The organism is Desulfurobacterium pacificum (assembly GCF_900182835.1).
In the GTDB taxonomy this organism is placed as follows: domain Bacteria; phylum Aquificota; class Aquificia; order Desulfurobacteriales; family Desulfurobacteriaceae; genus Desulfurobacterium_B; species Desulfurobacterium_B pacificum.
Window position 1 is genome coordinate 15,707 of record NZ_FXUB01000005.1, and the last position, 26,444, is coordinate 42,150.

Below are 26,444 nucleotides of genomic sequence, written 5' to 3' on the forward strand. Positions count from 1 at the left end.
TGTAGCACTTAAATCCGTTGCTAATAATATAATTTCCTTTACAACTATGAAAACTAAATCAGGAGGCAAAGTTGGAAAAATTTTACGTTACCACGCCTATATACTACGTTAACGATAAACCTCACATAGGACACGCCTACACAACCGTTGCAGCAGATATTATCGCAAGGTTCAATAGATTTTTGGGAAAAGACGTTTTCTTTCTAACGGGAACGGACGAGCACGGTCAGAAAATCCAGCAGGCAGCAGAAAAGAAAGGAATGTCACCGAAAGAGTTTGTGGACTCACTTGTTCCAACGTTTAAAAACCTGTGGGAAAAGCTAAACATCTCATACGATAGATTTATCAGAACGACAGAGCCAGAACACGTAAAAGCCGTTCAACACATCTTTATGAAGTGCTACGAAAACGGCGACATATACTTAGGTGAATACGAGGGCTGGTATTGTATTCCGTGTGAAACCTACTACACGGAAAAGGATTTAATTGATGGGAAACTCTGCCCTCTATGTAAAAGGGAAGTTACAAGAGTAAAGGAAGAGAGCTACTTTTTCAGGCTGTCCAAGTATCAGGACAGACTTTTAGAGCTTTACGAAAAAAATCCCCACTTCATCGCCCCCGAATTCCGCAGAAACGAGATAATAAATTTCGTAAAACAGGGACTCAAAGACCTTTCAATAAGCAGAACCAGCTTCACCTGGGGAATACCCGTTCCCATAAACGAAAAGCACGTGATTTACGTGTGGTTTGACGCCCTCACAAACTACCTAACGGCAGTAGGCTATCCAGACGACGAAGAGCGCCTGAAAAGATACTGGCCTGCAGACCTGCACCTTGTAGGAAAAGACATTCTAAGGTTTCACACCGTTTATTGGCCCGCATTCTTAATGTCGGCAGGTTTAGAAATTCCCAAAAGGGTTTTCGCGCACGGCTGGTGGACGGTAAACGGCGAAAAGATGAGCAAATCCAAAGGAAACGTCGTTGACCCGTTTGAGGTAATAGAAAAGTTCGGCGTTGACCAGTTGAGGTTTTTCCTGTTCAGAGAGGTTAGTTTTGGGCTGGATGGGGATTTTTCATACGAAAAGCTTGTTTCAAGGATAAACGGGGAGTTAGCAAACGACCTTGGAAACCTCTTTAACAGAACGCTTTCAATGCTCAAAAAGTATAAAAAGAGCATCGTTCCGGAACCAAAAGGTGAAGAAAACGAGTTAGACGTGAAACTCAAAAACAAGGCAGCAGCAACCCTACGAAACATCAAAGAGCTAATTCCGAAGGCAGAACTGACAAAAGCGTTAGACGAAATCTGGCAGTTTGTATCGTTCGTTAACTTTTACATAGACAGACAGGCGCCCTGGTCCTTAAACAAAGAAGGAAAAGAGGAATTAGATAGAGTCCTCTACAACATGGTGGAGGCGTTAAGGTTCATTACGGCTTTTACATTCCCGTTTATGCCGTCTTCGGCTGAAAAGATGGCAGAACTGCTGAAACTACCGAAAAAGGCTGAAGAGTTAAGGGTTGACGAGTTTGAAAGCTGGGGAGGAATGAAGCCCGGAGCAGAAGTAGAAAAGGGAGGCATCCTGTTCCCAAGGGTGGAATACAACCCAGAAACGGGCGAAGTTACAGTAGCAAAGACTAAGAAAGGAAAGTAGTTTTGTGTTAATATTTCCATTTACAAGCGTGCAGGAGGAATCTAATGAAACTTTCCGGAGCTGAAATTCTCCTGAGAGCACTGGAGTTAGAGGGAGTCGACAAGATATTCGGTTATCCCGGTGGAGCAGTCCTTGACATTTACGATAGATTGCCATTTTCACCGATAAAGCACTACTTAACAAGACACGAACAGGGGGCAGCCCACGCAGCAGACGGATACGCAAGAGTTACAGGAAAAGTAGGCGTATGCTTTGCAACTTCAGGTCCGGGAGCAACGAACTTAGTAACGGGATTGGCAACGGCACAGATAGATTCTGTTCCTGTTGTTGCGTTTACAGGTAACGTCCCGACTTTTATGATAGGAAACGATGCATTCCAGGAAGTTGATACGGTAGGAATAACGCGCCCTATTACAAAGCACAACTTTTTGGTAAAGGATGTAAAAGACTTAGCAGATACGGTTAAAAAGGCATTTTACATAGCAAAAACAGGAAGGCCGGGCGTTGTTTTAGTTGACCTTCCAAAAGACGTTACAAGAGAAATTGCAGACTTCTTTGAAGAAGAATACAAGTCGCCGGTTCAGATAAGAAGCTACAAACCAGTTTTAAAGGGACATCCCGGACAGATTAAAAAGGCTGCAAAGGCAATAGCTTCTTCTGAAAGACCGGTTCTTTATATCGGCGGGGGCGTCGTATCTTCCGGTGCAGCAGACCTTGTAGTGAAGCTTGCCGAAGTTGCAAACATTCCCATGACCGCAACGTTGATGGGATTAACGGCAGTTCCCGGCAATCACCCGTTCTTTTTAGGAATGTTGGGAATGCACGGCACCTACGCCGCCAATATGGCAGTTACGGAGTGTGACCTTCTAATAGCCGTGGGTGCGCGCTTTGACGATAGAGTAACGGGTAGATTAGCCGACTTTGCACCAAACGCAAAGGTTATCCACATTGACATTGACAGCGCAGAAATCGGAAAAAACAAAGCCGTTGACATACCGATAGTTGGAGATGCTAAGTTAGTTTTAGAGGAGCTTCTACCTGAAGTAGAAAAGCAGGTTGCCAAAAACAGAGAGTTCTACGCGGTAAGGGAGAAGTGGATATTAAAGGTAAGAAGTTGGGCTGACAGGTATCCGCTGTGGTATGAGCCAAGCGAAGTTTCTATAAAGCCTCAGTTTGTTATCCAGAAAATTTATGAAGTGACAAAAGGTGAAGCGATAATAACTACAGACGTTGGACAGCACCAGATGTGGGTTGCTCAGTATTACAGGTTTAAGTTTCCTCGTCAGTTAGTTACTTCCGGCGGTTTGGGAACAATGGGATTTGGCGTTCCTGCTGCAATTGGCGCAAAGATAGGAAGACCGGACAAAACGGTATTCTGCATCTCCGGTGACGGTTCGTTCCAGATGAACATGCAGGAAATAGTAACTGCCGTTCAGCACAACGTTCCGATAAAGGTTGCGATTTTGAACAACGGATTTTTAGGAATGGTTAGGCAGTGGCAGGGGATTTTCTACGACAAGAACTACTCTCAAGTCCACATGGACGTTCAACCAGATTTTGTCAAACTCACCGAAGCAATGGGTGGTGTAGGGTTCCGAGTAGAGAAACCGCAGGACGTTGAAACAGTTCTAAAAGAAGCGATGCTTATAAATGACAGACCCGTTGTAATAGATTTCGTCGTTGACAGGGAAGAAGACGTATTCCCGATGGTTCCACCGGGCGGTGCGCTCCACGAGATGATTCTTCCCTCATACGGAAAGAAAAAGGCTAAAAAGGCAGTGTAGAGAGGGCAGTGATGGAAAGACCCCAGCATAGAAAGCACGTTATCAGCGTGCTGGTAGAAAACCAACCAGGTGCACTGGCAAGAATAATAGAGCTTTTTAGCTCCAGAGGTTACAACATAGAAAGTTTAAACGTAGGACACACAGAAGACCCGAGCATCTCAAGAATAACGATGGTAGCCAAAGGCGACGAACACACGATAGAACAGATAGTCAAGCAGTTAAGAAGAATAATTGATGTGTTCAAAGTAAGAGACTTAACTGACAAAAAGAAGTTGGACAGAGAACTCTTGGTTGTAAGGATAAACGTTGACTCAAACGAAAAGAAGGAAGAAGCAAAAAGGTTAGTTGAAATATTTGGCGCACAAATAGTTGACATTTCCCACGATACCTACACAATAGAGCTAACCGGTGATGAAGCACAGGTTGACGCATTTTTGGAGCTGATAAAACCTTTAGGAATCAGAGAAATGGCGAGAACCGGCAGGGTTGCAATGGTTAGAGCCCTTCAGGGTGATACTTTTAGCGATAAAAGAGAATTCTAATAACGGAGGTTCAAATGGCAAAAGTTTACTACGACCAGGATGCAAGCCTGGAATTCATTAAAGACAAAACAGTGGCAATCTTAGGTTATGGAAGCCAGGGACACGCTCACGCTCTTAACTTGAGAGACAGCGGAGTAAACGTAATCATAGGTTTAAGACCTGGAAGGTCTTTTGAGAAGGCAAAAGCTGATGGCTTTGAAGTTCTACCACCTGACGAAGCAACGAAAAAAGCCGACATCGTTATGTTTCTCCTTCCTGACCCTGTTCAAAAGAAGGTTTACGAGGATGCTGTAAAACCAAACCTTGAGCCTGGAATGGCTTTAGCTTTCGCTCACGGATTTAACATCCACTTCAACCAGATAGTTCCACCGGCCGATGTTGACGTTTTCATGGTAGCTCCTAAAGGTCCAGGACACTTGGTAAGGTGGACTTACTTAGAAGGCGCAGGCGTTCCCGCATTGGTTGCCGTTCACCAGGACGCAACAGGTAAGGCAAAAGACGTAGCTTTAGCATACGCGAAAGGAATCGGCGCAACGAGAGCTGGCGTTATTGAAACAACGTTCAAGGAAGAAACAGAAACAGACCTATTCGGTGAGCAGGTGGTTCTCTGCGGTGGCGTATCCGCACTCATCAAGGCAGGATTTGAAACTTTAATAGAAGCTGGCTATCAGCCTGAAGTTGCTTACTTTGAGTGCCTCCACGAATTAAAGCTTATCGTTGACCTCATCTATCAGCACGGACTTGCAGGAATGAGATATTCCATTTCTGATACTGCCGAGTATGGAGATTACACGAGAGGTCCAAGAGTTATAGATGAAAGAGTTAAGGAAAACATGAAGAAGATACTTAAAGAAATTCAAACGGGCGAATTTGCAAGAGAGTTTGTGCTTGAAGCTCAGGCTAACTACCCAGTTCTTAACGCCCACAGAAAGATGGAAGCAGAACATCCGATTGAAAAGGTTGGTAAAAAATTAAGAGAAATGATGCCCTTCCTGAAAGAGCAGAAGAAAGAGCTCAAGTAATCTCTTTACCCTCCCGCTCGGGAGGGTTTCCCTCCTACTTAAAAGCTTCTTCAGATAGTTTTTCTGCCTTCTTTTCAAATTCTTCAGCTAAAACGACAAAATCTTTTTTCCTGAGAACTTCTGCCAATTCTCTGTAAAGAGCAACTGTCTCAAGGATTCTTCCCTTCTTTTCCATGGCTTCTGCAAGAGCTTTCAGAGCAAACGTGTCTTCTGGTTCTCTTTTAAGGTAGGGAACTAAAACTTCTATTATTTTGTCGTAATCCTCTTCTTCTAAAAGCTTTCCTATATAAACTTCAAAATCCACCCCACCACTTTTTCTTCTTTTAGCCAAAAACAGAACCAAAAGTAAAAATACCGCCCCTAAAACAAGCAAAACGTAATAGTAGTAAAAGGTTTTCTTACCACGCTTTTTCACAGAAGGTTTTTCTTTAACTTTAGGCGGTAAAAACTCTTTTTCCTGTTCCTTTGATAGAGAAAAAACAGTAGCATTGGTTCTTACATTGGTTTCATTTTCTACTTTCACAACGTTGTTTTCTGAAACAGTAGCAGTAACATTACTTGTAGTATTCTCTGTAATGTTATTAGTAGCATTACTGCTGGTAGTATTTGTAGAATTTAAAGAAGCACTTTCATTTTCCTCAGGAATAGGAAGTTTAACAACTTCTGAACTAAGTGCTGAAATTTGTGTAGCATTAGAAGAAACTTTCTCTTCTGTGGAATTAGAACTGCCAAAGCCGTAAACAACCACAGATGGGTCGTAAACGGTGAGGGTGATGTAGTGAGGGGATTTTTTAAGCTTTTCATGAGAGTTTATAAATTCTTCAGCTTCTTTGAGTGATGAAAAAAATCCCCCCCTCACCCTATAATGCCCATCCGCTTTTACAATCCTTAGAAAAGGCACCTCTTTCAGCTTTTTATAAATTTTTTTAGCCGTTTCAATCTTAGTAGGAGATGCAAACTGTATCGTAAAGTAACGGTGTCCAGGCTTTGGATGCTTAACTACAGCAATAGAAACGTTTACAAAAAGACACAACAAAAACAAAGTTAAAAACAAAACCCGCGTCATTTTTTTATTTCCTTCTTCAACGTCTTAACCTCAAGCTCTAAGTCGTGAATTATATCAAGCATCTGCTTCAAAGACTCCATAACAGGGTCGGGGAGCCTGCCGTGTTCAAGGTCAACTTTCGTCGGTTTTACTCCCTCCCTTCTTACCACTTTACCAGGAATACCAACAACAGTAGAGTTTGGAGGAACATCCTTTATAACAACGGAATTAGCCCCTATTTTACAGTTATCACCAATCGTGATAGGTCCTAAAACTTTAGCTCCAGCACCTATAACAACGTTATTACCTATAGTAGGATGCCTTTTCCCTTTTTTTGTACTCGTTCCCCCTAACGTTACCTGATGATAAAGCGTCACATCATCCCCTATCTCCGTAGTTTCACCTATAACAACGCCCATTCCGTGGTCAATAAAAAACCTTTTGCCGATTTTAGCTCCCGGATGTATTTCTATTCCAGTTATCCATCGGGAAAGGTGAGAAATCAATCTCGCTATCAATTTCAAATTCTTATTCCAGAACCAATGGGCAACTCTATGAAACCAAATAGCGTGAAGACCTGGATAACACAACAAAACTTCTATTAAACTCCTCGCTGCCGGGTCTCTTTCAAATACTGTTCTAATATCTTCTTTAATTCTATTAAACATATCTACTCCCTTAATTTAAAAAATTAGCTAAAATATAACAAGCACAAAAAACTTCTCCTCGGGAGGCAGTAAATGGAAAAAATGTGCCAAAAACGCTACGAAAAGTATAACGAATGCGCCAGAATCTTCGAAGTGCTGGCAAACCCCATCAGAATAGGAATCATCGTCTCGCTGGCGGAAAGACCCAAAAAACCGAAGGAAATTAGAGAAGAGTTGGGCGTTCCTCAACCGCTCCTTTCCCAGCATGCAGCCATCTTAAAAGAGATGGGAATAATAGAAAAAGTTGACCGTTTCAACGTTAAATCTGAGTGTCGCCTTAAAGACAAAAAAGTTCTTGATATCCTCAAATGCGCCGGCGTAGAAATCACCTAATCTTCAACATACTCAAAGCTAAAAGTGCCAGCATCACCGAAATAATCCAGAACCTAACAGTAATCTTAGGTTCCTCCCACCCCTTCTTTTCAAAATGGTGGTGGAGAGGAGCCATCCTAAAAATCCTCCTCCCCTCTCCATACTTTCGCTTAGTATATTTAAAGTAAAACCTTTGAACAATCACAGAAAGCGTTTCTAAAACAAAAATCCCCCCTGCAATCGCCAAAATAAACTCCTCTTTAGTCAAAACTGCAATAGTCCCTAACAACGCTCCCAAAGAAAGCGACCCTACATCCCCCATAAAAACTTCAGCAGGATAAGTGTTAAACCACAAAAATGCCAACGAAGCACCTATAACAGCCGCACAGACTATCGTCAACTCTCCAGCACCCGGAACGTGCGGAATGTGAAGGTAAGAAGAAAGCTTGGCATTACCGGCAACGTAAGAAAAGACTAAAAATACAAACGATGTAGTAATAACAGGACCTATTGCCAAACCGTCAAGCCCATCGGTAAGGTTAACAGCATTAGAAGCACCAACGATAATAAAAACAACCCAAGGAATAAATAACCACCCTAAGTTAAAATGCAGGTTTTTAAAAATTGGAAAGTAAAGCTCCGTAGAAAATCCCGTCTTATAAAGCACAACAGCAACAACAGAAGCAAAAATTAGCTGAAAGAAGAACTTCTTTCTTTCGGAAAGACCTTCAGGATTGCCCTTCTTAGACTTTATATAATCATCTACAAAACCGATAGCTCCGAAGGACACCAGAACGAAAACGACCAGCCAGACAAACAAGTTCTCAAGGTTATTCCACAAAAATATGGAAAGAATTAAGGAGGTAATGATTAACAAACCACCCATCGTTGGAACGTTTTTCTTCTTGTGAGTTTCGGGAAGGTATTCCTTTATCTTCTGTTTAAATTGGAGGTTCTTCAGCTTCTCCTCAAACCAGGGATAGAGCAAAAAACCAACGACAATAGCTGTTATAGACGCATAAATGCTCCTAAAAGTTATGTACTTAAAAAGGACAATCCCTAAAAGCTTATAGAAAAGGAAATAGAACATCACTACCTCTCCATCTTCACATCAAAGTAGTCTCTCAAACCATCACCTAACAGGTTGAACGCAATAATAACAAGAGAAATAGCAACACCTGCTGAAAGAACCCACGGATGGGCAGACAACACGTAAACGTTATTGGCTTCAGAAAGCATATTACCCCACGAAGGGTAAGGTTCCTGAATACCCAAACCAATCAAACTGAGCGCCGCTTCACCTAAAATGTAACCGGGAATGCTCAAAGTCGCAGCTATAATAACATAGGATAAAGTAGAAGGTATAACGTGCTTCCTTATAACGTAAAGATGGCTTCCTCCTAACACCCTCGCAGCCTTAACGTAATCGTTCTCCCTTATGGAAAGCACCATACCCCTGATAACCCTTGAAAGCCCAGTCCAGCCAATCAGAGAGAGAATCGCAACAATGATTATGAAAGTCAGGTAACTGGGCATATCAACGGGAAACATGGAGCGGAGGGCAAGCATCAAATAAAAAGCCGGAAACGCCATCAAGATTTCAACCAGTCTCATTATAACGTTATCAACAATCCCACCAAAATAACCTGCAACTGCCCCGATAAAAAGCCCCAAAGTAAAAGAGATAGCAACACCAATAAGTCCAACACTAAGAGAAATCCTCGTCCCGTAAACGAGCCTTGAAAAAATATCCCTGCCGAGCCTGTCCGTTCCGAAAAGAAAAATATGACCGCCATTTCCAGCACCAAACAGGTGAATATCGGTTTTTATAAACCCTAACAGGTAATGAGGTTCTCCTTTAACGAAAAATTCAACAGGATAAACCTTAGAATAATCAACCGTGTAAGTTTTGGTAACGGGGTCAACCAACTTATGACCGTAAACAAAGGGGCGCAGGTGAAAATGCCCTTCTCTGTCAAAAAAATGTATGGGCGTTGGAGGATGGTAAGGGTAATGTCTGAACTGAACGTCATAAGGGTAAGGAGCTATAAAATCGGCAAAAACAGCAATAAAATATAAGAAAAGCAGAAAGACAAAGGAGTAAGCTGCAAGAGAGTTTTTCCGATATAAACCCTTCAAAAAAGACAAAAATCTATCCAACCCTGCCCTCTACTTCTCTTTCTCTAACTCTTGGGTCATTGAGCGCCAGCAGTATATCCGCTATCAAATTACCGATAAGAAGCATAATCCCGCCAATGTAAAGTGAACCCATAACAACGAAAATGTCTTGTGCCATAACTGCTTCAAACATCAATCTGCCAAGACCAGGCCAGGCAGTTATTATCTCAACTAAAACAGCACCGGATAAAAGTCCCGCAATGTCAAAACCGATAAGGGTAAGGAAGGGAGAAAGCGCATTCCTGAAGGCGTGTTTCATAACAACAACTCTGTATGGTAATCCTTTAGCAACTGCCACTTTAACGTAATCCTTTTGAAGTTCCTCTATTATCGTACTTCTGACGAGTCTCAGCAAACCGGCAACAGAACCTATAACTAAAACTGTTAAAGGAATCGCCATATGCCAAAGCCTATCCAGTATCTTTCCAAAAAAAGACAACTTATCGTAATCCTGAGAAACTACACCACCTATGGGAAACCAGCCGGTTTTAGCTGCAAAAAACATAAGAAGGAAGGCTAAAAAGAAGTTGGGAACGGAAAGACCTAAAAGGGAAAAAAAGTTAATAAGTCTGTCCAGCAATTTCCCGTTATAAACGCCGGCAATTATCCCTAAAGGAACAGAAATAGACCAGGAAAGGACAAAAGAGGTAACAGTTAACTCAAGGGTATTAAGGAGCCTTTCCTCTATTAAAGCAGTAACAGGCTTATGGTAGGCAAAGGAATAACCCAAATTAAACTTTAAAGCGTTCAAAAGCCAATGGAAATACTGAACAAAAACGTTCTGGTCAAGTCCATAAATCTTTCTCAGCTCCTCTATCGTCTGTTTTGATATGGAAGGATTCATTTCAAGCTGGGTGAAAAAATCCCCCGGCGCCAACTTTATAACGATAAATGAGATAAAAGTCATACCTATAATGATAGGTATCATCTGAAAAAAACGCTTTAAAACGTACTTGAACATCTGCTAAAGCCGCTGATACTCTGTAATTACCTGATTACCACACTGGAACACTCTTTTAATGGAAAATCTCTTAACGGCATCAAGCGTCTTAAACCCTTCACCTGAAGTCAGAGAAGGAACATCATCTCCACCAACAACAACAGGAAGGTGGATAAGTCTTATCTCATCAACAAGGTCGTTCTTTATAAGCTCCCAGTTAACGGCGCTACCACCTTCAACCATAAGCTTCTTTATGCCTTTCTCGTAAAGTTTTTTGAAAAGCTCCTTAAAGTCCACCTTATCCTTACCTGCAACGATAACGTCAGCTCCTTTTTCCTTAAATGCCTCTATCTTTTCCTTAGGAGCAGCTTCGCTTACAGCTATTATCGTAGGTGCAACAGACGTATTAAGGACGTTCGCATCAAGAGGGATATCTCCTTTAGAAGAAGGGATTATCCTGACAGGATTTTCACCCTCAACGTATCTAACGGTAAGGTTGGGATTGTCTATTCTGACGGTATTAGCACCTACCATAATGCCGTCACACTCCGCTCTTATCTGATGCAAATATTTATTTGCTTCTTCGTCCATAAGCTTCATTATCTCCTTACTTGAAACGCCCTTAGCAAGAGTCAACTTGCCATCAATTGTTACCTCTGAAACTATCATTACGTAAGGTCTTTCCATGGTTACTCCTCATACTCTCTGCCGTATTTTTTATAAAGGTAGTAAAGCCTGTGCATAAGCGATAAGAAAGTCATAACAGCTATAAACTCTATTGCATAGGTCAAAATCCTATGGTTTAAAGGATAGAGAATTGAAGCTGTAAAGAGAACGATAAACGTTTCCGGTCTTCCAAAGAATCCAGTATTTTCAAGAGGGTCTTTAATTTTACCGGTAGTTCTTTCAGAGTAACCTATCTCTGCATAGGCAACAGGCTTTATAAAGGTGTGAAGCATCGTTGAAACAACGGCTAAAAGCGCTATCCAGTCGTTGGCAAACCTCAGAGCTACAGCCCCCAAAACAAAACCATCAACCCACTTATCTGCTATCCAGTCAAAAACGGCACCAAACTTCGTAGCCTTCCTGTTGTTAACGGCTACGTACCCATCACAAAGGTCTAAAATCCCCGATGAAAACAACAAAAACGCACCCAAAACGGGATGCCCAGAGTAGTAAAGAAAGGCTGCGAACGTTCCCGTTATTACCGCAAGAAGCGTTATTACGTTTGGAGATACGTTAGCTTTAGCCAAAAGCCAGCCAAAGGGCGAGTAAAGTTTTTTCAGCGAATCCCTCTTACTCGTTATGTTCACTACGGTCTCCCTATACTTTCGTATTTACAGAACTGCCTTACGATTGACGGTTCCCAAAGGTTTCTGCCGTCAATCACAACTTTACCTCTTAGTTTATCAAAATTAACGTCTTTAAATTCATTCCATTCTGTAACCAGTAAAAGCGCATCTGCATCTTGAACCGCTTCTTCTTTTGTTTCTGTAAACTGAAGTTTACCCTTGTAAGCCTTTAACTCTTGCTCAAAAACAGCCTTAGCGTTCGGAATAGCAACAGGGTCGTAAGCCTTAACCGTTGCTCCCAACTCTAACAGCTTTTTAATAATAGGAATGGAAGGTGCTTCCCTCATGTCGTCTGTTTCTGGCTTAAAGGCAAGTCCCCAAACGGCAATTGTTTTACCTTTTAGGTCAGGAATGTGCTTCAGCAGTTTCTCAACAGGTTTTAGCTTCTGTCTTTCATTGACATCTATTACGGAGTTTAGCAGTTCAGGTTCTTCTCCAACTTCTTTAGCAGTGTATATTAGGGCTTTTACGTCTTTTGGGAAGCAGCTACCGCCAAAGCCGCAACCGGCGTTTAAGAAGTAAGGGCTTATTCTGTGGTCAAGTCCCATTCCTCTTGCAACTACTGTGACGTCAGCTCCTACTTTTTCGCATACGTTTGCTATTTCGTTTATGAAGGAAATTTTTGTTGCTAAAAAGGCGTTTGAGGCGTATTTAATCATTTCGGCAGTTGGTAGGTCGGTTATGAGCATTGCAGGCTGGAGTTTTTCGTAGAGAGAGGCTACCATTCCTGCTACGTCTCTGTTGTCAGCTCCTACTACTACTCTGTCTGGATTCATGAAGTCTTCAACTGCTTTTCCTTCTCTTAAGAATTCAGGGTTGGATACGATTTCAAATCTTTCTTCGGGATTTTTTATTCCTCTTTCTTTTAATAGGTTAGCTATGTATTTTTTTGCCCATCTGCCCGTTCCTACAGGTACGGTGGATTTGTTAACGATAACTTTAAAGTCATTTTCATCTATAAGTTCGGCAATTCTGTCGTAGGCAGTTTTTACGTAAGATAGGTCTGCTGAACCGTCTATTTTTGAGGGAGTTCCTACCGCAATGAAGATGAAGTCTGAGTTCTTTACGGCGTAGGCGTAATCGGTTGTGAATTCAATGTTTCCAGATTCAATTGCCTGGTTGAGTATTCTGTCCAGTCCCGGTTCGTATATGGGAATTTCTCCGTTTTTTAGTTTTTCTATTTTCTCCGCGTCTATGTCAAGTCCTATGACTTTGTGTCCCAAGTAGGCAAAGCAAGCTCCTGATACAAGCCCTACATATCCTGTTCCTATTACGGCTATTCTTTTTTCAGACACTTTTCTACCTCCTTCAGTGCAAGTCCGTAAAGTAATCCGTGTTCGCTGACAGTCAAACTTTCTTTATTGAAAACTTCACAAAAAACTTTAAAGAAAGCAAGACCTGGAATGATAACATCTGACCGATTTTCCTCTAAACCTTTAACTTTCTTTCTTTCAGATTCAGTTAAAGAAATAAGCTTCTTATACCACTTTTCTACCATAGCCTTTGTTACTCTGTAGCCGTGAACAATCTCGGGCTTGTAAACTTCCATCTCTTCTTCCATAGCTACAACCGATGTAATCGTTCCACCAACGGCAAACACTTCAAAATCGGGTTCTTTAATGTATTTTTTTACTTCTAAAAGTTTCTCCCTTATGAAAGATTCTAATTGGGATAGCTCTTCTTCTGTGGGAGGGTCGCTCTTTAAAAACTCTTCATACAGAGTAACAACGCCAAACTTCAGGCTTTCAAGGTATTCAATTTTGTTCGGCGTTCCGTAAACGATTTCTGTACTGCCACCCCCCAAATCAACGGTCATAGCTCTACCATGAACGTTAAAAGAGAGAACGTTAGCTTTAAAAACAAGTTCGGCTTCTTCTTTGTCGCTCAGTATCTCTATTTCAAATCCAAGTTCTCTTACTCTATTTAAAAATTCATCAGCGTTTTCTGCAAGCCTTGCGGCTTCTGTCGTTGCAACTATAACCTTATCTACCTTATACTGCTCTATTACTTGCTTAAACTCTTTAAGGGCAACAATCGTTTTCTCAATACTTTCCTTTGAAAGCCTTCCCGTTTTTTTAACTCCCTTCCCTAATCGGGTAACCCTACCTAACTTCAACAGCTGCTTGATTTTTCCTCTTTCATCCGATTCGCTTATCAGAAGACGCGTTGAGTTTGTTCCTATATCTATGGTGGCTAACCTCAAAAAACTCCTCCGCTGTATAATCTGAGTGCAAATTTTACTAAAAGGCAGAAAAAGATGTTTACAGGATTAGTGGAAGAGGTAGGAAAGGTAAAAAGCATAGAAAAAAGCGGTTCGCTACTGAAAGTAGAGTGCGAAAAAGTGATAGAAGACGCCAGAGAAGGCGACAGTATAGCTGTAAACGGGGTGTGTTTAACCGTTATAGAGATTGGGAAAAACTTTTTAAGTTTTGATGTATCACCAGAAACGCTAAGGAGAAGCAACCTGTCAAAACTGAAAGCGGGAAGTGCCGTTAACCTTGAAAGGGCGTTGAAGGTAGGGGATAGGTTAGGAGGACATATCTTGCAGGGGCACGTTGACACGGTTGTAAGGGTCGTGGGTATAAGGAGAGAAAAGGGGGGATTTTACAGGTTTACGTTTGAACTTCCCTACAACTTTAGAACGCTGGTAGTTGAAAAAGGTTCTATTGGAATAGACGGTATAAGCCTGACCGTTGCAGAAGTTAAAGGAAATACTTTTTCTGTTGCAGTGATACCGCACACCTACGAAAATACCAATCTAAAAGAAAGAAAAGTAGGCGATAGGGTAAACGTTGAGTTTGACATAATTGGAAAATACGTTAAAGCCATGGTGGAAGCATGGAGATAAAACCTTTTTACGTGATGGAAATACTTGAGAAGGCAAAGGAGTTAGAAAGAAAAGGGAAAGAAATTATTCACTTTGAAGTCGGCGAACCAGACCTGCCTGTGCCAGAAAAAGTTAAAAAGGAAGCAATAAAAGCTTTAAATGAAATGGAAATGAAGTACACGGAAAGCACGGGAATTTTGCCGCTAAAGGAAAAGATAACAGAGTATTACTGCGAAACTTACGGTGTTAACGCTTCTCCTGAACAGGTAATTATTACACCGGGAAGTTCACCTGCCCTCCTTGCAGTTCTAAAAGTAATAGGTGAAAAACTTGGAGAGATAGCCTATACTGACCCTGGATATCCCTGCTACAAGAATATGCTCAACTTTCTAAAAGTTAAAAGTAGGAAAATTGACGTTCGTGCAGAAAACGGTTTTGAGATACCTGTCAACGAAATAGAAAGCCCTGCAATGATTATTAATTCACCTGCCAACCCGACGGGAAAAATTCTTTCCAGAGAAAGAATAAAGAAATTATCTGAAAAATGCTTTTTAATTTCTGACGAGATATACCACGGGTTAACCTACGGCAAGAGGGCAATTTCAGCTTTGGAAGTTACGGAAGAATGTTGTGTGGTGGGGGGATTTTCAAAGTTTTTCCTCATGACAGGATGGAGAGTGGGCTGGGTTATCGTTCCGAAGTGGATGGTTAAAGAAATCACGGCAATTCTCCAGAACATCGTAATTTCACCACCTACAGTTTCGCAGATTGCTGCACTTAAGTGCTTTGACGAGGAAGTTTTAGAAGAACTCAAAGAAAACGTAAAGGTTTTTGAAAAGAGAAGAAACCTCATGCTTAAAGGCATTCAAGAGTTAGGGTTTAAAGTTCCTGTAAAACCTGAAGGAGCTTTTTACATCTACGCCGACTGCTCTAAGTTTTCAAACGATAGCTATTCTTTCACCTCAAGAATTCTTGAAAAAGCAGGAGTAGCTATAACTCCTGGAATAGATTTTGGTGAGAATGAAACAGATAGGTTTGTAAGATTCTCTTACTGCACAGATGAAAATAAAATAGAAAAAGGATTGGAAAAACTCTACAAACACTTAAAATAGAGGGGGAGTTCTACTCCCCGAAGAATCTGTTACACATCTCTTTCAGTCTCTTCTCTGCGCCTTCCATAATATCTTTGATTATCTCTTCGGCAGTTTCTTCTTTGTTAACGTAGCCAACAACCTGACCTGCCATTACGGAACCCCACTCAACGTCGCCCTGTTCAGCAGCAAGCCTTAACCTGCCTCTTCCAAGTTCTTCAAGTTCTTCTTTCGGTGCACCGGAAAACTCAAGTTCTGCAAATTTTTTAGTAAGTTTATTTTCAAGAAGTCTTACAGGATGACCTGTGGTAATTCCTGTAACCGTAACCTGATTAAAACGCGCTTTAAGTATCTTTTCTTTATATTTTGGATGGATGTTGCACTCTTTTGCAGCTAAAAACCTCGTTCCTACCTGAATACCTTCAGCTCCTAAAGCGAAAGCTGCCGCTGCCTGCTCACCTAAAGCTATACCTCCGGCAGCAATCACGGGAATATTTACTGCTCTTACTATCGCAGGTATAAGAACCATAGTAGTTAGCTTTCCTATGTGACCTCCAGCTTCCATTCCTTCGGCTATTACAGCGTCAACACCTATCCTTTCCATCCTTTTAGCCAAGGCATCGCTGGCAACAACGGGAATCACCTTTATTCCCTTCTCTTTGAAGGCTGGAATATACTTACCCGGATTTCCCGCTCCTGTGGTTACAACTGGAACTTCTTCTTCAAGACAGACGTTTATTATCTCTTCTGCGTTTGGCATCATAAGCATTATGTTAACGCCGAAAGGCTTATCGGTAAGTTCCTTACACTTTCTAATCTCTTCCCTTAACTCGTCGGCGCTCCTGTTCCCGCCGGCAATAATTCCAAGACCGCCAGCGTTTGACACTGCTGCTGCCAATTCTGCATCGGCTATCCAAGCCATTCCCCCCTGTAGTATGGGATACTCAATCCCTAAAATCTCACAAACCCTCGTTTTAAGCATCTCTCTCCTCCAATTTCAGCAGTAGGTCAATTATAACCTTATAAGGCAAGAACCCCAGGTAAATCCTCCTCCGAAAGCAACAAAAAGAATTAGGTCTCCTTTCTTAGCAGCACCGCTCTTCACCGCTTCATCTAACGCTATGGGAATGGAAGCTGCACTTGTATTGCCATATTTATCAAGGTTAACGAAAACTTTACTTTTATCTATTCCAAGCCTTTCGGCAACGGCGTTTATTATCCTTACGTTAGCCTGATGAGGAATAAGAAGAGAAATCTCTTCAGGTGAAACGCCGGTTTTTTCAAGAACTCTTTTAGCTGAGTCAACCATGGTTCTAACAGCTACTTTGAAAACCTCGTTTCCTTTCATTTTGAGGTGGTAGGGGGGATTTTCGTTACTTCCTACAGAGTTAACGTAGAGTAAATCGCCGTAGCTTCCGTCAGCTCCGAGGTCAAATCCTAAAATCCCCTCTTCTTCCGACTTTTCAAGCAAAACCGCACCGGCACCGTCTCCAAACAGAATACAGGTAGTTCTGTCACTCCAGTCAAGAATCTTTGAGAACCTCTCCGCCCCTACAATCAGCGCCTTTGAAACGCCTTTAGTTCTCATTATTGAATCGGCTACGTAAAGGGCGTAAATGAATCCGGTACAGGCAGCTGAAATGTCAAAAGCTACAGAATTTTTATTTCCAAGAAGTGCCTGCAACTTACAGGCTGTAGAGGGAAAAAAAGCATCAGGCGTGGCAGTAGCAACAAGAATCAGCTCAAGCTCTTCAGGGTTTAAGTCAGGAATGTTCAGTGAGGCTTTATATGCTAACTCTGCCGTTGTTTCCTTCTCGCTGATTCTCCTTTCCTTTATGCCCGTCCTCGTCGTTATCCACTCATCAGAAGTTTCTACCATTTCTTCAAGGTCGTGGTTGGTGAGGATTTTTTCCGGAAGATACGAACCGGTTGAAACTAACCTTATTCCCATTTTCCCTACCCGTATTTCTCTATATTCTTTTCTATGTAGCTGTTAAGGTTACTCTCTGCAAACTGGCAGGCCACCTTTATAGCGTTCTTGATAGCCTTGGCATTTGAACTACCGTGAGATATTATAACAGGCGCTTTAACTCCAAGTAGCGGCGCTCCACCCCACTCAGCGTAGTCTATCCTCTTTTTAAAGCTCTTTATCGCAGGTTTCAACGTTATGGCACCTAAGCGGGATATAAAGTGGTTTTCTATCTCCTCTTTCAAAATTTTAGCTAAGATTTTTGCAAGGCTCTCGCTGAGTTTAAGCGCAACGTTACCAACAAATCCGTCACATACAATTACATCAAAATCGCCAGAATAGATATCCCTTCCTTCAGCGTTACCGACAAAGTTGAGCCCTTTTTCGGAAGCCTTCTTTAAAAGTTTATAAGCTTCTTTCGTTAACTCGTTTCCTTTGGTTTCTTCCTCGCCGATGTTGAGGAGACCGATGCGGGGATTTTCATCACCCAAAACGTACTTAGCGTAAGCCTCACCCATTACAGCAAACTGCAAAAGATGATGAGGTTTACAATCAACGTTAGCACCAACGTCTAATAGAAAAGTATGTCCCTTCAAATTAGGTAAGACAGTTGATATTGCAGGTCTTTCTACCCCTTTAAGCCTTCCTAAAGAAAAAACAGAAATAGCCATAACTGCACCGGTATTCCCGGCACTAACAAAAGCATCTGCCTCTTTGTTTTTAATTAAAGACATACCAACGTGAACGGATGAATTCTTTTTCTTTAAAGCTTTTGAAGGTTGCTCATCCATAGAAATGGATTCAGGAGCATCAACCACCTTTATTAAATTACCGGAGTACGAATATTTAGAAAGTTCATCCTCAATTAACTCCCTCTTCCCAGTTAAGATTACCTCTACTCCTAACTCTTTTGCAGCCTGAACTGCTCCCCTTACAGGAACTTGGGGGGCGTTATCACCCCCCATAGCATCCAGAACCACCCTCATTTACTCTTCTACCTCAATTACTGTCTCTCCTTTGTAGTAACCACAGTACTTACAAACTCTGTGAGGAAGTTTTGGTTGAAGGCAGTTTGGACACGTAGAGATTGCAGGCATCTTAGCTTTCCAGTGCGTTCTTCTCTTGTCTCTTCTCGTTCTTGAAACTTTTCTCTTTGGAACTGCCATTTCACTTCTCCTTTGATAGTTTATCTTTAAGTGTTTTGAGTTTCTCCCACCTTTTATCAACACCACTCTTAACGTCTTCAGTACTCTTTTCTTTTTCCTCTTCCAAAGCTGGCAATTGGCAATCCTCGCTACATAAAGGTTTAACCGGTAAATCAAGAATAATCTGTTCCTCAACTACTTCAGCAAGGTCAAGAACGTCAGAGTCGGAGAATTTTACATCAAGTTCAGAAGATTTTATCTCTCCGCCCGTAATTTCAGAAGTAGGCAACAACTTATACTCAAAATCTTTATCTATCTTATGCATAAACTTCTCATTACACCTGCTGCAGGTTAATTCCACTTCACCCTTTATGTTACCCTTGAGGTTATATCCAACAGGTTTCTTAGTAATCTCAATGTGAAGTTTGAAAGAAGAAGCTTTAGAAACTTCCTCCTCAGGAAGATGCATAATAGAAGCCTGAATTTCAGTATCTACCTTGACAGGTTCTTTAGCAGTAACTTCGTTAAGATTAACTTTCCTCTTCATCTCTCTTCACCTGTGATAATATTGACGTGAAATTTGAAGCATAAAGTTATGCTTTTGAGCGGACTTTGCAAATTACATTATACTTCCTAACTTTAAGAGACGCTTTAAATAGAAATTAAAGGAGGCTAACTTGAAAAAGTCAATTTTAACGCTATCAGTTTTGCTAACACTTTCCTCTCTATCTTATGCCAAAGAACCCACAAAAGTTGTTGCAGAGGTAAACGGCATAAAAATTACTGAACAGCAACTTGAAGAAGCCTTAAAAAGCGTTCCTCCAAATATGAAGAACGTACCAAATTTAAAAGGGATGGTTTTAGACAATCTCATTAAAGAGGACCTGCTTTACTCAGAAGCGTTAAAAGAAAACCTTGAAAACGACCCCGAAGTTAAAAAGGCACTCGCAGCAGCAAAGAAGAGGATACTGATACTTTACTTACTTAAAAAACACGTTAAGCCTCCCAAAGTGGAAATTAGCGATGCTGAAGTCAAAGCCTTTTACGAAAAGAACAAAAAAGTTTTCAGCATGAACGGAAAACCGATTGACTTCAATTCCCTAAAACCAAGACTAAAAGAAGTACTATTAGAAAACAAACGTAAGGAAGCTTACATAAAAAGCTTAAACGAGTACATCAAAAAGCTAAAAACCTCAAGCAAGGTAAAAGTATTTACCAACAAGTAAGACGCTTACGGAGGAGTTAGGTTATGAGTAGGAACCTGGTAATATTTCTTATCTCCATATTCATTTTCTCTATGCCTGCCACTGCCAAAATTGTAGATTACATAGCTGCCATCGTTAACGGAGAACCTGTACTTTATAGTGAAATAGTAAAGTTCGCCAAAGAAAACGGAATAGATGACCTTGAAAAAGCAAGAGATAAGGTAATAGAAAGAAAAATCCTCCTCACCCAAGCCCAATCCGAAGGACTAAAAGTAACAGACAAAGAACTCAACGCAGCTTTAGAAGACTTAGCAAAAAGAAGTGGTGCGAAGAACATCGCTGAATTTAAAAAGATGCTCCAATCTCAAGGAATATCCTTTGAAGACCTTAAGGAAAATTTGAAAGAACAACTACTAATAGCAAAGCTAATTGCAAGAGACGTTAAATCCAAAATCAATGTATCCGATGTAGAAATCCAGAAAATATGCAGCAGTTTAAAATCCCACCCCGTAAGAACCGTTTACTACATATATACTAAGAGTAAAGAAAAAGCCCAAAAGGCACTTGAACTCTTAAAACAAGGAGTTCCATTTGAAAAAGTAGCCAAAGAGCTATCAGAGGACCCTACAACAGCCCAAAATGGCGGATACGTAGGAAAGGTAACGAAGGGTTCGTTAATTAAACCTCTTGACATAGCCGTATGGTCAACAAAACCTGGAACTTACAAGTTAGTAGAAACGAAAAACGGCTACTACATTGTCTTCGTTAAATCGCAAGAAACGCCATCCTGCAACGAAGAGGAAATTAGAAGACGTCTTTTCGTCCAAAAGTTCCAGAAAGCGCTCAAAGATTACATAGACAACCTGAAAAGAACCGCAAGCGTTAAGGTTTACATGTAGGTCAGGAGGAAGTCTATTGGTTACCGTAAAACTCAAACCAATAGAAGAAATAGTAAAGTATGTGAACAAAGAGTGGAATATCGGAATTGTTGGTTGCGAAATCGGTTCATCAAGGTGTAAAAACGGCGGGCTAAAGGAAGCCAAGGAGTTAGCAGAAGCTTTGGCAGTAAACGGCTATGCAGTGAGTCTTATAGCTTCGCCAGGCGGAACGTGCATATTAGAAAGACTCAAAAGGAACGTTCTACAAAATATAGAAAGCAAATGCGATGTAGTAATCTCTTTAGCCTGCGGCGCAGGAACGCAGGTATTGGCAGAAAACCTTGACATTCCAGTAATAACAGGCGTTGATACCCTCTTCATCGGAGCAGAAGTAGATAGCCATACCTTTAAAGAGTACTGCATTGCCTGCGGCGATTGTATGATTTCTTCAACCGGGGGTATATGTCCAGTAGCAAGATGTCCAAAATCGCTCCTGAACGGTCCGTGCGGAGGAGCAATTGATGGAAAATGTGAAGTAAACCCTTCTATGCCGTGTATCTGGTACACCATTGAGAAGAAAATGGAAGAGTTGGAAACTATTACAAGCCTCAAGTTACCAAAACCTCCTGCTGATTACTCCAAATCTGTTTATCCGCGAGAACTGAAGGTGGAGGACTGAATTGACTCTGCGCGAAAAACTCGACAGCAACACGTTCATCATAACTGCTGAAATAGCACCTCCAAGAGGGATTAACTGGGAAAAAACGATAAAAGAGATTGAACCCCTCCGCGATAAGGTTGATGCCTTTAATGTAACAGATTGTCAACGTTCAATGCTCAGAATGTCCTCAATAGCAATGTCAAAAATACTGTTGGACAATGGATTTGACCCCATCCTTCAAATAACCTGTAGAGATAGAAACAGAATCGCCCTGCAATCAGAACTTTTAGGAGCAGCTGCTTTTGGCATTCAAAACGTTTGTTTAATGACAGGGGACTTCACCACTTTAGGAGATGTACCGCAGGCAAAACCGGTCTTTGATGTAGACTCCGTTCAGCTAATAAAAAGCGTTAGCGACATGAACAAAGGAAAACTTATCAACGGAAAAGATTTAGATAAACCTACTTCTTTTACCATAGGTGCGGTTTACAACCCTTTCGCAGGTCCTCCAAAACTCCAAGTATGGAAATTGGAAAAAAAGATAAGAGCTGGAGCAACGTTCATACAGACGCAACCTGTTTACGATGTAAAAAAGGCAAAAGAGGTAACAGAAATAATCAGGGATTTAGGAGGAAAAGCCATAATTGGACTACTGCCTATCAGAAGCGTCAAGATGGCTAACTTTATAGAGAAGTTAAATCCAGGTTCTGTCCCAGAAAACCTAAAAAAAGCGATAGAAAACGCTGAAAAGCCTGCAGAATATGGATGGAAATATACAATTGAATTAGCAAAAGCGATATCGGAGTTTGCCGACGGTGTTCATTTCATGCTGGTAGGAAAGGTAAAAGAGTTGGCAGATTTCATAACTTACTTGAGGAATAACCATAGGAGACTATGAATGAAAGGTAAACTCCCCGTTCATGTAGGAATAATAATGGACGGCAACGGTAGGTGGGCTACAAAGAGAGGACTACCGCGGATAGAAGGGCACCGAAAAGGAGCAGAAGTTACAGAAAAGATAGTAAAAGCTGCAAGCAATTTAGGTATAAAATACCTTTCCCTATACGCCTTCTCTACAGAAAACTGGAAAAGACCAAAGGAAGAGGTAGAGTTTCTTTTTAACCTAATGTATGAATACATCAACTCTCGCCTTTCTCTATTCTTAGAAAATAACGTAAAGTTCAAAACTATAGGAAGACTTTGGGAACTTCCCCAATACCTTCAGGAAGGATTCAAATCCATAGAAGAGAAAACCGGTCATTGTACGGGAATGACTGCCGTTTTTGCAGTTAACTACGGAGGAAGACAGGAAATAATAGACGCAGTAAACAGATTAATCAAAGATGGAGTTCAAAACGTTACGCCGGAAGTTCTCCAAAAATACGTATATATGCCGGAGCTACCCGATGTTGACCTGATAATAAGGACAAGCGGCGAAATGAGAATTTCCAACTTTCTACTCTGGCAATCGGCTTACGCTGAATTGTGGTTTACAAAAACGCTATGGCCCGATTTTACAGAAGAGGAGTTCTTAGAAGCAATTGAAGATTTTAAAAGGAGAGACAGAAAGTTCGGCGGAATAAAATGAAAGAAAGACTTTTAGGTTCTCTTTTAGTTATCGTTTATGCGTTGCTTTTATACTTTTCATCAAAAGAGATTTACCAGATACTCGTTTACCTGTTAGGATTTGCCTGCGTTAGCGAGTCTTTAAAAATTAGTGGAAGTTTAGGAGAAGAAAAGTATTTCTTTGGACTAATTCTGTTTTCTCTACTCTACTCCATAGGAGTAAACTTCCCACATCTCCTACCTGTATTCCCCGTTACTGCAGTCCTTTTTCTTTTTGCAACAGAACTTATAGATGAAAAGGAAATATCCAAAAACTTTTTTGCCGTAGCCTTAATGTTCCTCTACATACTTATAGGTATAACCTCCATCGGATGTCTCAATAAAAAGTTTTTCCTGCTTTTACTTTCACTTGTATGGGCAACAGATACATTTGCCTACCTAACGGGAAAGTTCTTCGGAAAAAGGAAACTAATACCTGCTGTAAGTCCCAAAAAGACGGTGGAAGGAGCAATAGGCGGAACGTTGGGTGGCGCAATCACAACAGTATTAATAGCAAAACTTTTAGGTATCCCTTTAAGCTATTTACAGATACTTATAGTTCTGTTTTTAACAATAATTGCCCAATTAGGAGACCTGTTTGAAAGTTTCTACAAGAGAACCTTTGGAGTGAAAGATTCGGGTAAGATTCTCCCTGGTCACGGCGGGGTTTTAGATAGACTTGACAGTAGTTTGGCAGTTGCACCCTTTCTCTTTTTAATAGGAGGTGGAGCGTGAAAATAGAAATTGGACACGGTTCTGGAGGTAAACTAACCAGAGAACTGATAGAAAAGGTGTTCTTAAAACATTTTGACTTTCCAGAACTTAAATCTCTTCAAGATGCAACAATTCTATCTGCAGAAAGTGAAAAAATCGGTATCACTACAGATTCTTACGTAATTCGCCCCCTGTTCTTTCCGGGAGGAAACATAGGGAAACTCAGCGTTTGTGGAACGATAAACGACTTAACTGTTTCAGGTAATATACCCCTCTATATTTCTGTCGGTTTCATAATTGAGGAAGGTACAGAGTTTGAAACGCTTGAAAATATAGTCAAAGCTATGGCAGAAACCGCTGCGAAGAGTAACGTAAAGATTGTCGCAGGCGATACAAAAGTAGTAGAAAAGGGGAAGTGTGACGGCGTTTACATAAACACAACCGGAGTAGGAAAGAACGTAAGAACCTTAACACCTTTAAACGCACAGGAAGGAGACGTCATAATAGTTACAGGATTTATTGGCGACCACGGTATAGCCATCTCTCTATCAAGAGAAGAATTCGATATAGAAACGGCGGTTTTAAGCGACTGCGCTCCGTTAAATAGCCTTCTCACTCCACTATTTGAAATCCCAACGCTTCGCTGGATGAGAGACCCTACAAGAGGAGGACTTGCAACCGTTTTAATTGAGTTTTCTGAAAGTAGTGGCTTAGGAGTAAAACTTTATGAAGAGAAAATTCCTATAAGGGAAGAAGTAAGGTTCATATGCGATATGTTGGGATACGACCCTCTTTACCTTGCTAACGAAGGCAAAGCCGTAATAGTTATAGGAAAGGAGGATGCAGAAAAAGCGCTTGAAATACTTAAATCCCACGAGTTAGGGAAAAACGCAGAAATAGTTGGAGAAGTTACAGGAGACAAAAAAGTTCAATTGATTACATCCATAGGTGGAGTTCGTCATTTAGAACTGTTAGAAGAAGACCCTCTACCGAGGATTTGCTAATGGAACACTACGTGAAGATAGTTGTTGTATCTTACCTAATGATTTTAGCAGTAGCTTACTTTGACAGGAAATTCAACGTTGGGTTCTGGAAGGAGATTCTGCGTTCTTCTGTACTTTCACTTTTACAACTTGTAGCAGTGGGATTTATCATTCTATTCCTGTTAAAGTTAAAACTGAACTACGTTAACTTTGCGATAGTTTTACTCTTTTTCGTAAACGCTTCTATAATCTCAACTAAGCGTTTTGAGTTTAAGGGGTATCCGCGGAAGTGGGGATTTTTTATAACGTTTATGTCAATATCCACAATGTCAATAGTATCTTTAACGCTTTTGTATATGTCTGGTATCCTCCACTTTAAAGCTAACAGCCTTATACCGTTAGCTGGTATAGTAACTGCCGCAGGAATGAGAAGCTTATCCTTAGGATACAAATACCTAAAAACAAAACTCCGAGATTTAGAAGACATAATACTGGGAATGGCTGCCCTCGGGGCTTCTAACGTCCAGATATTCCATTTTATTTTTAAAGAACTGATAAACGATATAACCGTTCCAGTAAGAGACATGTTGCGGTCAGCAGGTATAGTCCATATACCTGGTGTTATGGTTGGTTTACTGTTAGCCGGCATCATTCCCATTAAAGCAGCTTTGGTTCAGTTTGCTGTACTATCAACCATGGTATTCCAGTTTACGTTCGTTCCCGCAATAGCCCTATTCACCTTAATAGAAAAGTTTGGAATAAAAATAGAAAGCGGAGGAGCACATTGAGAAAAGAGAAAGTAAAAGAGTTAGTTAAATTAATTCATGAAATCAACCCTAAAGATAGAAAGATAAAAATTATGAACGTATGCGGTTCTCATGAACATACGATAACTTATAGTGGAATGAGAAGTTTAATGCCTGAAAACATTGAATTGGTTCCCGGACCAGGATGTCCAGTATGTGTATGTTCAGAAAGCGACATCATAAACGCTATAAGACTTTCACAAAGAGATGACACAATTTTGGTAACCTATGGCGATATGCTAAGGGTTCCCACAAAAGAAGGTTCCATACGGACCAGCGGGAAAAACTATAAGATGATATCAGCTCCACACGAAGTACTAAAAATAGCCAAAGAAAATCCTGATAAAAACGTGGTTTTCTTCTCCATAGGTTTTGAAACTACAACAGCTCCTACAGCTGCACTGATAGAGATGGGACTACCAGAAAACGTAACGATACTTACATCTCAAAAGCTTACACCGGAAATCATGGAAATTTTAGTAAAAGACGAAGAAGTAGGAGTTGATGCATTCGTTGCTCCAGGGCACGTTTCTGCAATAGTAGGTGCGAACGCTTGGAGAGTTTTTCCAGAAAAGTATGGAATTCCTACAGTAGTTGCTGGTTTTGAACCAGATAACCTTCTTTTAGCAATATTGAGAATCCTGTACCAAATAAGAGAAGGAAAAAGCGAACTTGAAAACGTTTACAGAGGAGTGGTAAGACCGGAGGGGAACGTTAAAGCCCAAAAGCTGATGTATAAATATTTTGAAAAGGCTGATGTAAACTGGAGAGGCATCGGATTAATACCCAAATCTGGTCTTGAATTCCGAGAAGAATACAACCATATAAACGCTAAAAAAGTATTCAACCTTCCAGAGATAGAAGAGGAAAAAGTTAAAGGATGTATCTGTGACAAAATAGTTTTAGGTAAAGCTTATCCCAATGAGTGCAAATTGTTTGGAAAAGCATGCACTCCTTCAAACCCCAAAGGACCCTGTATGGTATCAATGGAAGGAGCTTGCAACATATGGTACAGGTTCGGGAAATAAC

The 26,444-nt window shown here is 40.9% G+C and carries 30 protein-coding genes; 16 read left to right on the plus strand and 14 right to left on the minus strand.

The genetic code is table 11. From position 1 onward, the window contains the following. The first annotated feature begins 71 nt into the window (after positions 1 to 71). The 4 genes from metG to ilvC are packed head-to-tail and all read left to right on the plus strand — an operon-like array spanning position 72 to position 4,997. Positions 72 to 1,649: a methionine--tRNA ligase gene (metG, locus tag QOL23_RS07345; protein WP_283400941.1), complete on the plus strand. Its 1,578-nt coding sequence runs from the start codon at positions 72 to 74 to the stop codon at positions 1,647 to 1,649. A gap of 44 nt (positions 1,650 to 1,693) precedes the next feature. Then, on the plus strand, positions 1,694 to 3,433 hold the full coding sequence (gene ilvB / locus QOL23_RS07350; protein ID WP_283400942.1) for a biosynthetic-type acetolactate synthase large subunit: 1,740 nt from the start codon (positions 1,694 to 1,696) through the stop codon (positions 3,431 to 3,433). A gap of 11 nt (positions 3,434 to 3,444) precedes the next feature. Then, complete coding sequence (ilvN, locus tag QOL23_RS07355; protein WP_283400943.1) at positions 3,445 to 3,975, plus strand: acetolactate synthase small subunit; 531 nt, start codon at positions 3,445 to 3,447, stop codon at positions 3,973 to 3,975. Positions 3,976 to 3,989: 14 nt separating this feature from the next. Beyond that, positions 3,990 to 4,997, plus strand: a complete 1,008-nt coding sequence (ilvC, locus tag QOL23_RS07360; RefSeq protein WP_283400944.1) for a ketol-acid reductoisomerase — start codon at positions 3,990 to 3,992, stop codon at positions 4,995 to 4,997. A 34-nt stretch (positions 4,998 to 5,031) separates the two neighbouring features. Here the strand turns inward: ilvC and QOL23_RS07365 are convergent, their stop codons facing one another. Then, the gene (locus QOL23_RS07365) at positions 5,032 to 6,063 is read right to left on the minus strand and encodes an SPOR domain-containing protein (RefSeq protein WP_283400945.1); all 1,032 of its coding nucleotides are present in this window, start codon (positions 6,061 to 6,063) and stop codon (positions 5,032 to 5,034) included. Beyond that, a complete protein-coding gene (cysE, locus tag QOL23_RS07370) occupies positions 6,060 to 6,710 on the minus strand; it encodes a serine O-acetyltransferase (protein ID WP_283400946.1) in 651 nt (216 codons plus the stop codon). Before cysE ends, QOL23_RS07365 begins: the two co-directional genes overlap by 4 nt. 72 nt (positions 6,711 to 6,782) lie before the next feature. Here cysE and QOL23_RS07375 point away from each other — a divergent pair, with 72 nt between their 5' ends. Next, entirely contained in the window at positions 6,783 to 7,082 is a 300-nt protein-coding gene (locus QOL23_RS07375; protein WP_283400947.1) for an ArsR/SmtB family transcription factor, read from the plus strand. On the opposite strand, the gene mraY is transcribed toward QOL23_RS07375, so the two are convergent. From mraY to QOL23_RS07410, 7 genes are read right to left on the minus strand one after another with little or no spacing between them, the layout of a single operon-like run. Further along, positions 7,075 to 8,151 (minus strand): phospho-N-acetylmuramoyl-pentapeptide-transferase, encoded by a 1,077-nt coding sequence (gene mraY, locus QOL23_RS07380; protein WP_283400948.1) that lies wholly within the window; start codon positions 8,149 to 8,151, stop codon positions 7,075 to 7,077. The two genes, QOL23_RS07375 and mraY, sit on opposite strands and share 8 nt — an antisense overlap. A gap of 2 nt (positions 8,152 to 8,153) precedes the next feature. Continuing rightward, the gene (locus QOL23_RS07385) at positions 8,154 to 9,221 is read right to left on the minus strand and encodes an ABC transporter permease (protein ID WP_283400949.1); all 1,068 of its coding nucleotides are present in this window, start codon (positions 9,219 to 9,221) and stop codon (positions 8,154 to 8,156) included. Then, positions 9,214 to 10,200 (minus strand): ABC transporter permease, encoded by a 987-nt coding sequence (locus QOL23_RS07390; protein ID WP_283400950.1) that lies wholly within the window; start codon positions 10,198 to 10,200, stop codon positions 9,214 to 9,216. The genes QOL23_RS07385 and QOL23_RS07390 overlap by 8 nt, the downstream gene beginning before the upstream one ends. A gap of 3 nt (positions 10,201 to 10,203) precedes the next feature. Continuing rightward, entirely contained in the window at positions 10,204 to 10,866 is a 663-nt protein-coding gene (locus QOL23_RS07395; RefSeq protein WP_283400951.1) for a 2,5-diamino-6-(ribosylamino)-4(3H)-pyrimidinone 5'-phosphate reductase, read from the minus strand. A 2-nt stretch (positions 10,867 to 10,868) separates the two neighbouring features. Continuing rightward, positions 10,869 to 11,492 carry a CDP-alcohol phosphatidyltransferase family protein gene (locus tag QOL23_RS07400; protein WP_283400952.1) on the minus strand — a complete coding sequence of 208 codons (624 nt, stop codon included), beginning with the start codon at positions 11,490 to 11,492 and terminating at the stop codon, positions 10,869 to 10,871. After that, positions 11,492 to 12,826, minus strand: a complete 1,335-nt coding sequence (locus QOL23_RS07405; protein ID WP_283400953.1) for a UDP-glucose dehydrogenase family protein — start codon at positions 12,824 to 12,826, stop codon at positions 11,492 to 11,494. Before QOL23_RS07405 ends, QOL23_RS07400 begins: the two co-directional genes overlap by 1 nt. Continuing rightward, positions 12,808 to 13,734 (minus strand): Ppx/GppA phosphatase family protein, encoded by a 927-nt coding sequence (locus QOL23_RS07410; protein WP_283400954.1) that lies wholly within the window; start codon positions 13,732 to 13,734, stop codon positions 12,808 to 12,810. The genes QOL23_RS07405 and QOL23_RS07410 overlap by 19 nt, the downstream gene beginning before the upstream one ends. A gap of 54 nt (positions 13,735 to 13,788) precedes the next feature. On the opposite strand from QOL23_RS07410, the gene QOL23_RS07415 reads away from it, so the two are divergent. Continuing rightward, the gene (locus QOL23_RS07415) at positions 13,789 to 14,379 is read left to right on the plus strand and encodes a riboflavin synthase (RefSeq protein WP_283400955.1); all 591 of its coding nucleotides are present in this window, start codon (positions 13,789 to 13,791) and stop codon (positions 14,377 to 14,379) included. Continuing rightward, complete coding sequence (locus QOL23_RS07420) at positions 14,370 to 15,470, plus strand: aminotransferase class I/II-fold pyridoxal phosphate-dependent enzyme (protein WP_283400956.1); 1,101 nt, start codon at positions 14,370 to 14,372, stop codon at positions 15,468 to 15,470. Before QOL23_RS07415 ends, QOL23_RS07420 begins: the two co-directional genes overlap by 10 nt. A 10-nt stretch (positions 15,471 to 15,480) precedes the next feature. Here QOL23_RS07420 and fabK read toward each other — a convergent pair whose 3' ends face one another. The 5 genes from fabK to QOL23_RS07445 are packed head-to-tail and all read right to left on the minus strand — an operon-like array spanning position 15,481 to position 19,110. Then, positions 15,481 to 16,431 (minus strand): enoyl-[acyl-carrier-protein] reductase FabK, encoded by a 951-nt coding sequence (gene fabK / locus QOL23_RS07425; protein WP_283400957.1) that lies wholly within the window; start codon positions 16,429 to 16,431, stop codon positions 15,481 to 15,483. A gap of 30 nt (positions 16,432 to 16,461) precedes the next feature. Then, positions 16,462 to 17,400 carry a beta-ketoacyl-ACP synthase III gene (locus QOL23_RS07430; protein WP_283400958.1) on the minus strand — a complete coding sequence of 313 codons (939 nt, stop codon included), beginning with the start codon at positions 17,398 to 17,400 and terminating at the stop codon, positions 16,462 to 16,464. Positions 17,401 to 17,405: 5 nt separating this feature from the next. Continuing rightward, entirely contained in the window at positions 17,406 to 18,404 is a 999-nt protein-coding gene (gene plsX, locus QOL23_RS07435; protein WP_283400959.1) for a phosphate acyltransferase PlsX, read from the minus strand. After that, on the minus strand, positions 18,405 to 18,584 hold the full coding sequence (gene rpmF, locus QOL23_RS07440) for a 50S ribosomal protein L32 (protein WP_283400960.1): 180 nt from the start codon (positions 18,582 to 18,584) through the stop codon (positions 18,405 to 18,407). Between the two features lies 1 nt (position 18,585). After that, positions 18,586 to 19,110: a YceD family protein gene (locus tag QOL23_RS07445; protein WP_283400961.1), complete on the minus strand. Its 525-nt coding sequence runs from the start codon at positions 19,108 to 19,110 to the stop codon at positions 18,586 to 18,588. Positions 19,111 to 19,240: 130 nt separating this feature from the next. Between QOL23_RS07445 and QOL23_RS07450 the strand changes: the two genes are divergently transcribed. The 9 genes from QOL23_RS07450 to hypD are packed head-to-tail and all read left to right on the plus strand — an operon-like array spanning position 19,241 to position 26,443. Continuing rightward, positions 19,241 to 19,789, plus strand: coding sequence for a SurA N-terminal domain-containing protein (locus QOL23_RS07450; RefSeq protein WP_283400962.1), 549 nt, complete (start codon positions 19,241 to 19,243; stop codon positions 19,787 to 19,789). 23 nt (positions 19,790 to 19,812) lie between these two features. Then, positions 19,813 to 20,667, plus strand: a complete 855-nt coding sequence (locus QOL23_RS07455) for a foldase protein PrsA (RefSeq protein WP_283400963.1) — start codon at positions 19,813 to 19,815, stop codon at positions 20,665 to 20,667. A 16-nt stretch (positions 20,668 to 20,683) separates the two neighbouring features. Next, a complete protein-coding gene (locus QOL23_RS07460; RefSeq protein ID WP_283400964.1) occupies positions 20,684 to 21,325 on the plus strand; it encodes a methylenetetrahydrofolate reductase C-terminal domain-containing protein in 642 nt (213 codons plus the stop codon). Position 21,326: 1 nt separating this feature from the next. Then, on the plus strand, positions 21,327 to 22,205 hold the full coding sequence (locus QOL23_RS07465; RefSeq protein WP_283400965.1) for a methylenetetrahydrofolate reductase: 879 nt from the start codon (positions 21,327 to 21,329) through the stop codon (positions 22,203 to 22,205). Then, a complete protein-coding gene (gene uppS / locus QOL23_RS07470; RefSeq protein ID WP_283400966.1) occupies positions 22,206 to 22,895 on the plus strand; it encodes an undecaprenyl pyrophosphate synthase in 690 nt (229 codons plus the stop codon). It begins immediately after the preceding gene. Next, entirely contained in the window at positions 22,892 to 23,647 is a 756-nt protein-coding gene (locus tag QOL23_RS07475; protein ID WP_283400967.1) for a phosphatidate cytidylyltransferase, read from the plus strand. Before uppS ends, QOL23_RS07475 begins: the two co-directional genes overlap by 4 nt. After that, entirely contained in the window at positions 23,644 to 24,630 is a 987-nt protein-coding gene (gene hypE / locus QOL23_RS07480) for a hydrogenase expression/formation protein HypE (protein ID WP_283400968.1), read from the plus strand. Before QOL23_RS07475 ends, hypE begins: the two co-directional genes overlap by 4 nt. Beyond that, the gene (locus QOL23_RS07485) at positions 24,630 to 25,397 is read left to right on the plus strand and encodes an ABC transporter permease (protein ID WP_283400969.1); all 768 of its coding nucleotides are present in this window, start codon (positions 24,630 to 24,632) and stop codon (positions 25,395 to 25,397) included. The genes hypE and QOL23_RS07485 overlap by 1 nt, the downstream gene beginning before the upstream one ends. After that, positions 25,394 to 26,443, plus strand: a complete 1,050-nt coding sequence (gene hypD / locus QOL23_RS07490; RefSeq protein ID WP_283400970.1) for a hydrogenase formation protein HypD — start codon at positions 25,394 to 25,396, stop codon at positions 26,441 to 26,443. The genes QOL23_RS07485 and hypD overlap by 4 nt, the downstream gene beginning before the upstream one ends. The last annotated feature ends 1 nt before the right edge of the window (position 26,444 follow it).

Coding starts and splice junctions, on each gene's coding strand:
- QOL23_RS07430 (WP_283400958.1), bottom strand. CDS start 17,400: ATGGGAATAAGGTTAGTTTCAACCGGTTCGTATCTTCCGGAAAAAATC.
- ilvB (WP_283400942.1), top strand. CDS start 1,694: ATGAAACTTTCCGGAGCTGAAATTCTCCTGAGAGCACTGGAGTTAGAG.
- QOL23_RS07365 (WP_283400945.1), bottom strand. CDS start 6,063: ATGACGCGGGTTTTGTTTTTAACTTTGTTTTTGTTGTGTCTTTTTGTA.
- plsX (WP_283400959.1), bottom strand. CDS start 18,404: ATGAGGGTGGTTCTGGATGCTATGGGGGGTGATAACGCCCCCCAAGTT.
- fabK (WP_283400957.1), bottom strand. CDS start 16,431: ATGCTTAAAACGAGGGTTTGTGAGATTTTAGGGATTGAGTATCCCATA.
- QOL23_RS07415 (WP_283400955.1), top strand. CDS start 13,789: ATGTTTACAGGATTAGTGGAAGAGGTAGGAAAGGTAAAAAGCATAGAA.
- QOL23_RS07420 (WP_283400956.1), top strand. CDS start 14,370: ATGGAGATAAAACCTTTTTACGTGATGGAAATACTTGAGAAGGCAAAG.
- QOL23_RS07395 (WP_283400951.1), bottom strand. CDS start 10,866: ATGGAAAGACCTTACGTAATGATAGTTTCAGAGGTAACAATTGATGGC.
- QOL23_RS07475 (WP_283400967.1), top strand. CDS start 22,892: ATGAAAGAAAGACTTTTAGGTTCTCTTTTAGTTATCGTTTATGCGTTG.
- uppS (WP_283400966.1), top strand. CDS start 22,206: ATGAAAGGTAAACTCCCCGTTCATGTAGGAATAATAATGGACGGCAAC.
- ilvC (WP_283400944.1), top strand. CDS start 3,990: ATGGCAAAAGTTTACTACGACCAGGATGCAAGCCTGGAATTCATTAAA.
- QOL23_RS07390 (WP_283400950.1), bottom strand. CDS start 10,200: ATGTTCAAGTACGTTTTAAAGCGTTTTTTTCAGATGATACCTATCATT.
- QOL23_RS07485 (WP_283400969.1), top strand. CDS start 24,630: ATGGAACACTACGTGAAGATAGTTGTTGTATCTTACCTAATGATTTTA.
- cysE (WP_283400946.1), bottom strand. CDS start 6,710: ATGTTTAATAGAATTAAAGAAGATATTAGAACAGTATTTGAAAGAGAC.
- QOL23_RS07375 (WP_283400947.1), top strand. CDS start 6,783: ATGGAAAAAATGTGCCAAAAACGCTACGAAAAGTATAACGAATGCGCC.
- ilvN (WP_283400943.1), top strand. CDS start 3,445: ATGGAAAGACCCCAGCATAGAAAGCACGTTATCAGCGTGCTGGTAGAA.
- rpmF (WP_283400960.1), bottom strand. CDS start 18,584: ATGGCAGTTCCAAAGAGAAAAGTTTCAAGAACGAGAAGAGACAAGAGA.
- QOL23_RS07445 (WP_283400961.1), bottom strand. CDS start 19,110: ATGAAGAGGAAAGTTAATCTTAACGAAGTTACTGCTAAAGAACCTGTC.
- QOL23_RS07455 (WP_283400963.1), top strand. CDS start 19,813: ATGAGTAGGAACCTGGTAATATTTCTTATCTCCATATTCATTTTCTCT.
- mraY (WP_283400948.1), bottom strand. CDS start 8,151: ATGTTCTATTTCCTTTTCTATAAGCTTTTAGGGATTGTCCTTTTTAAG.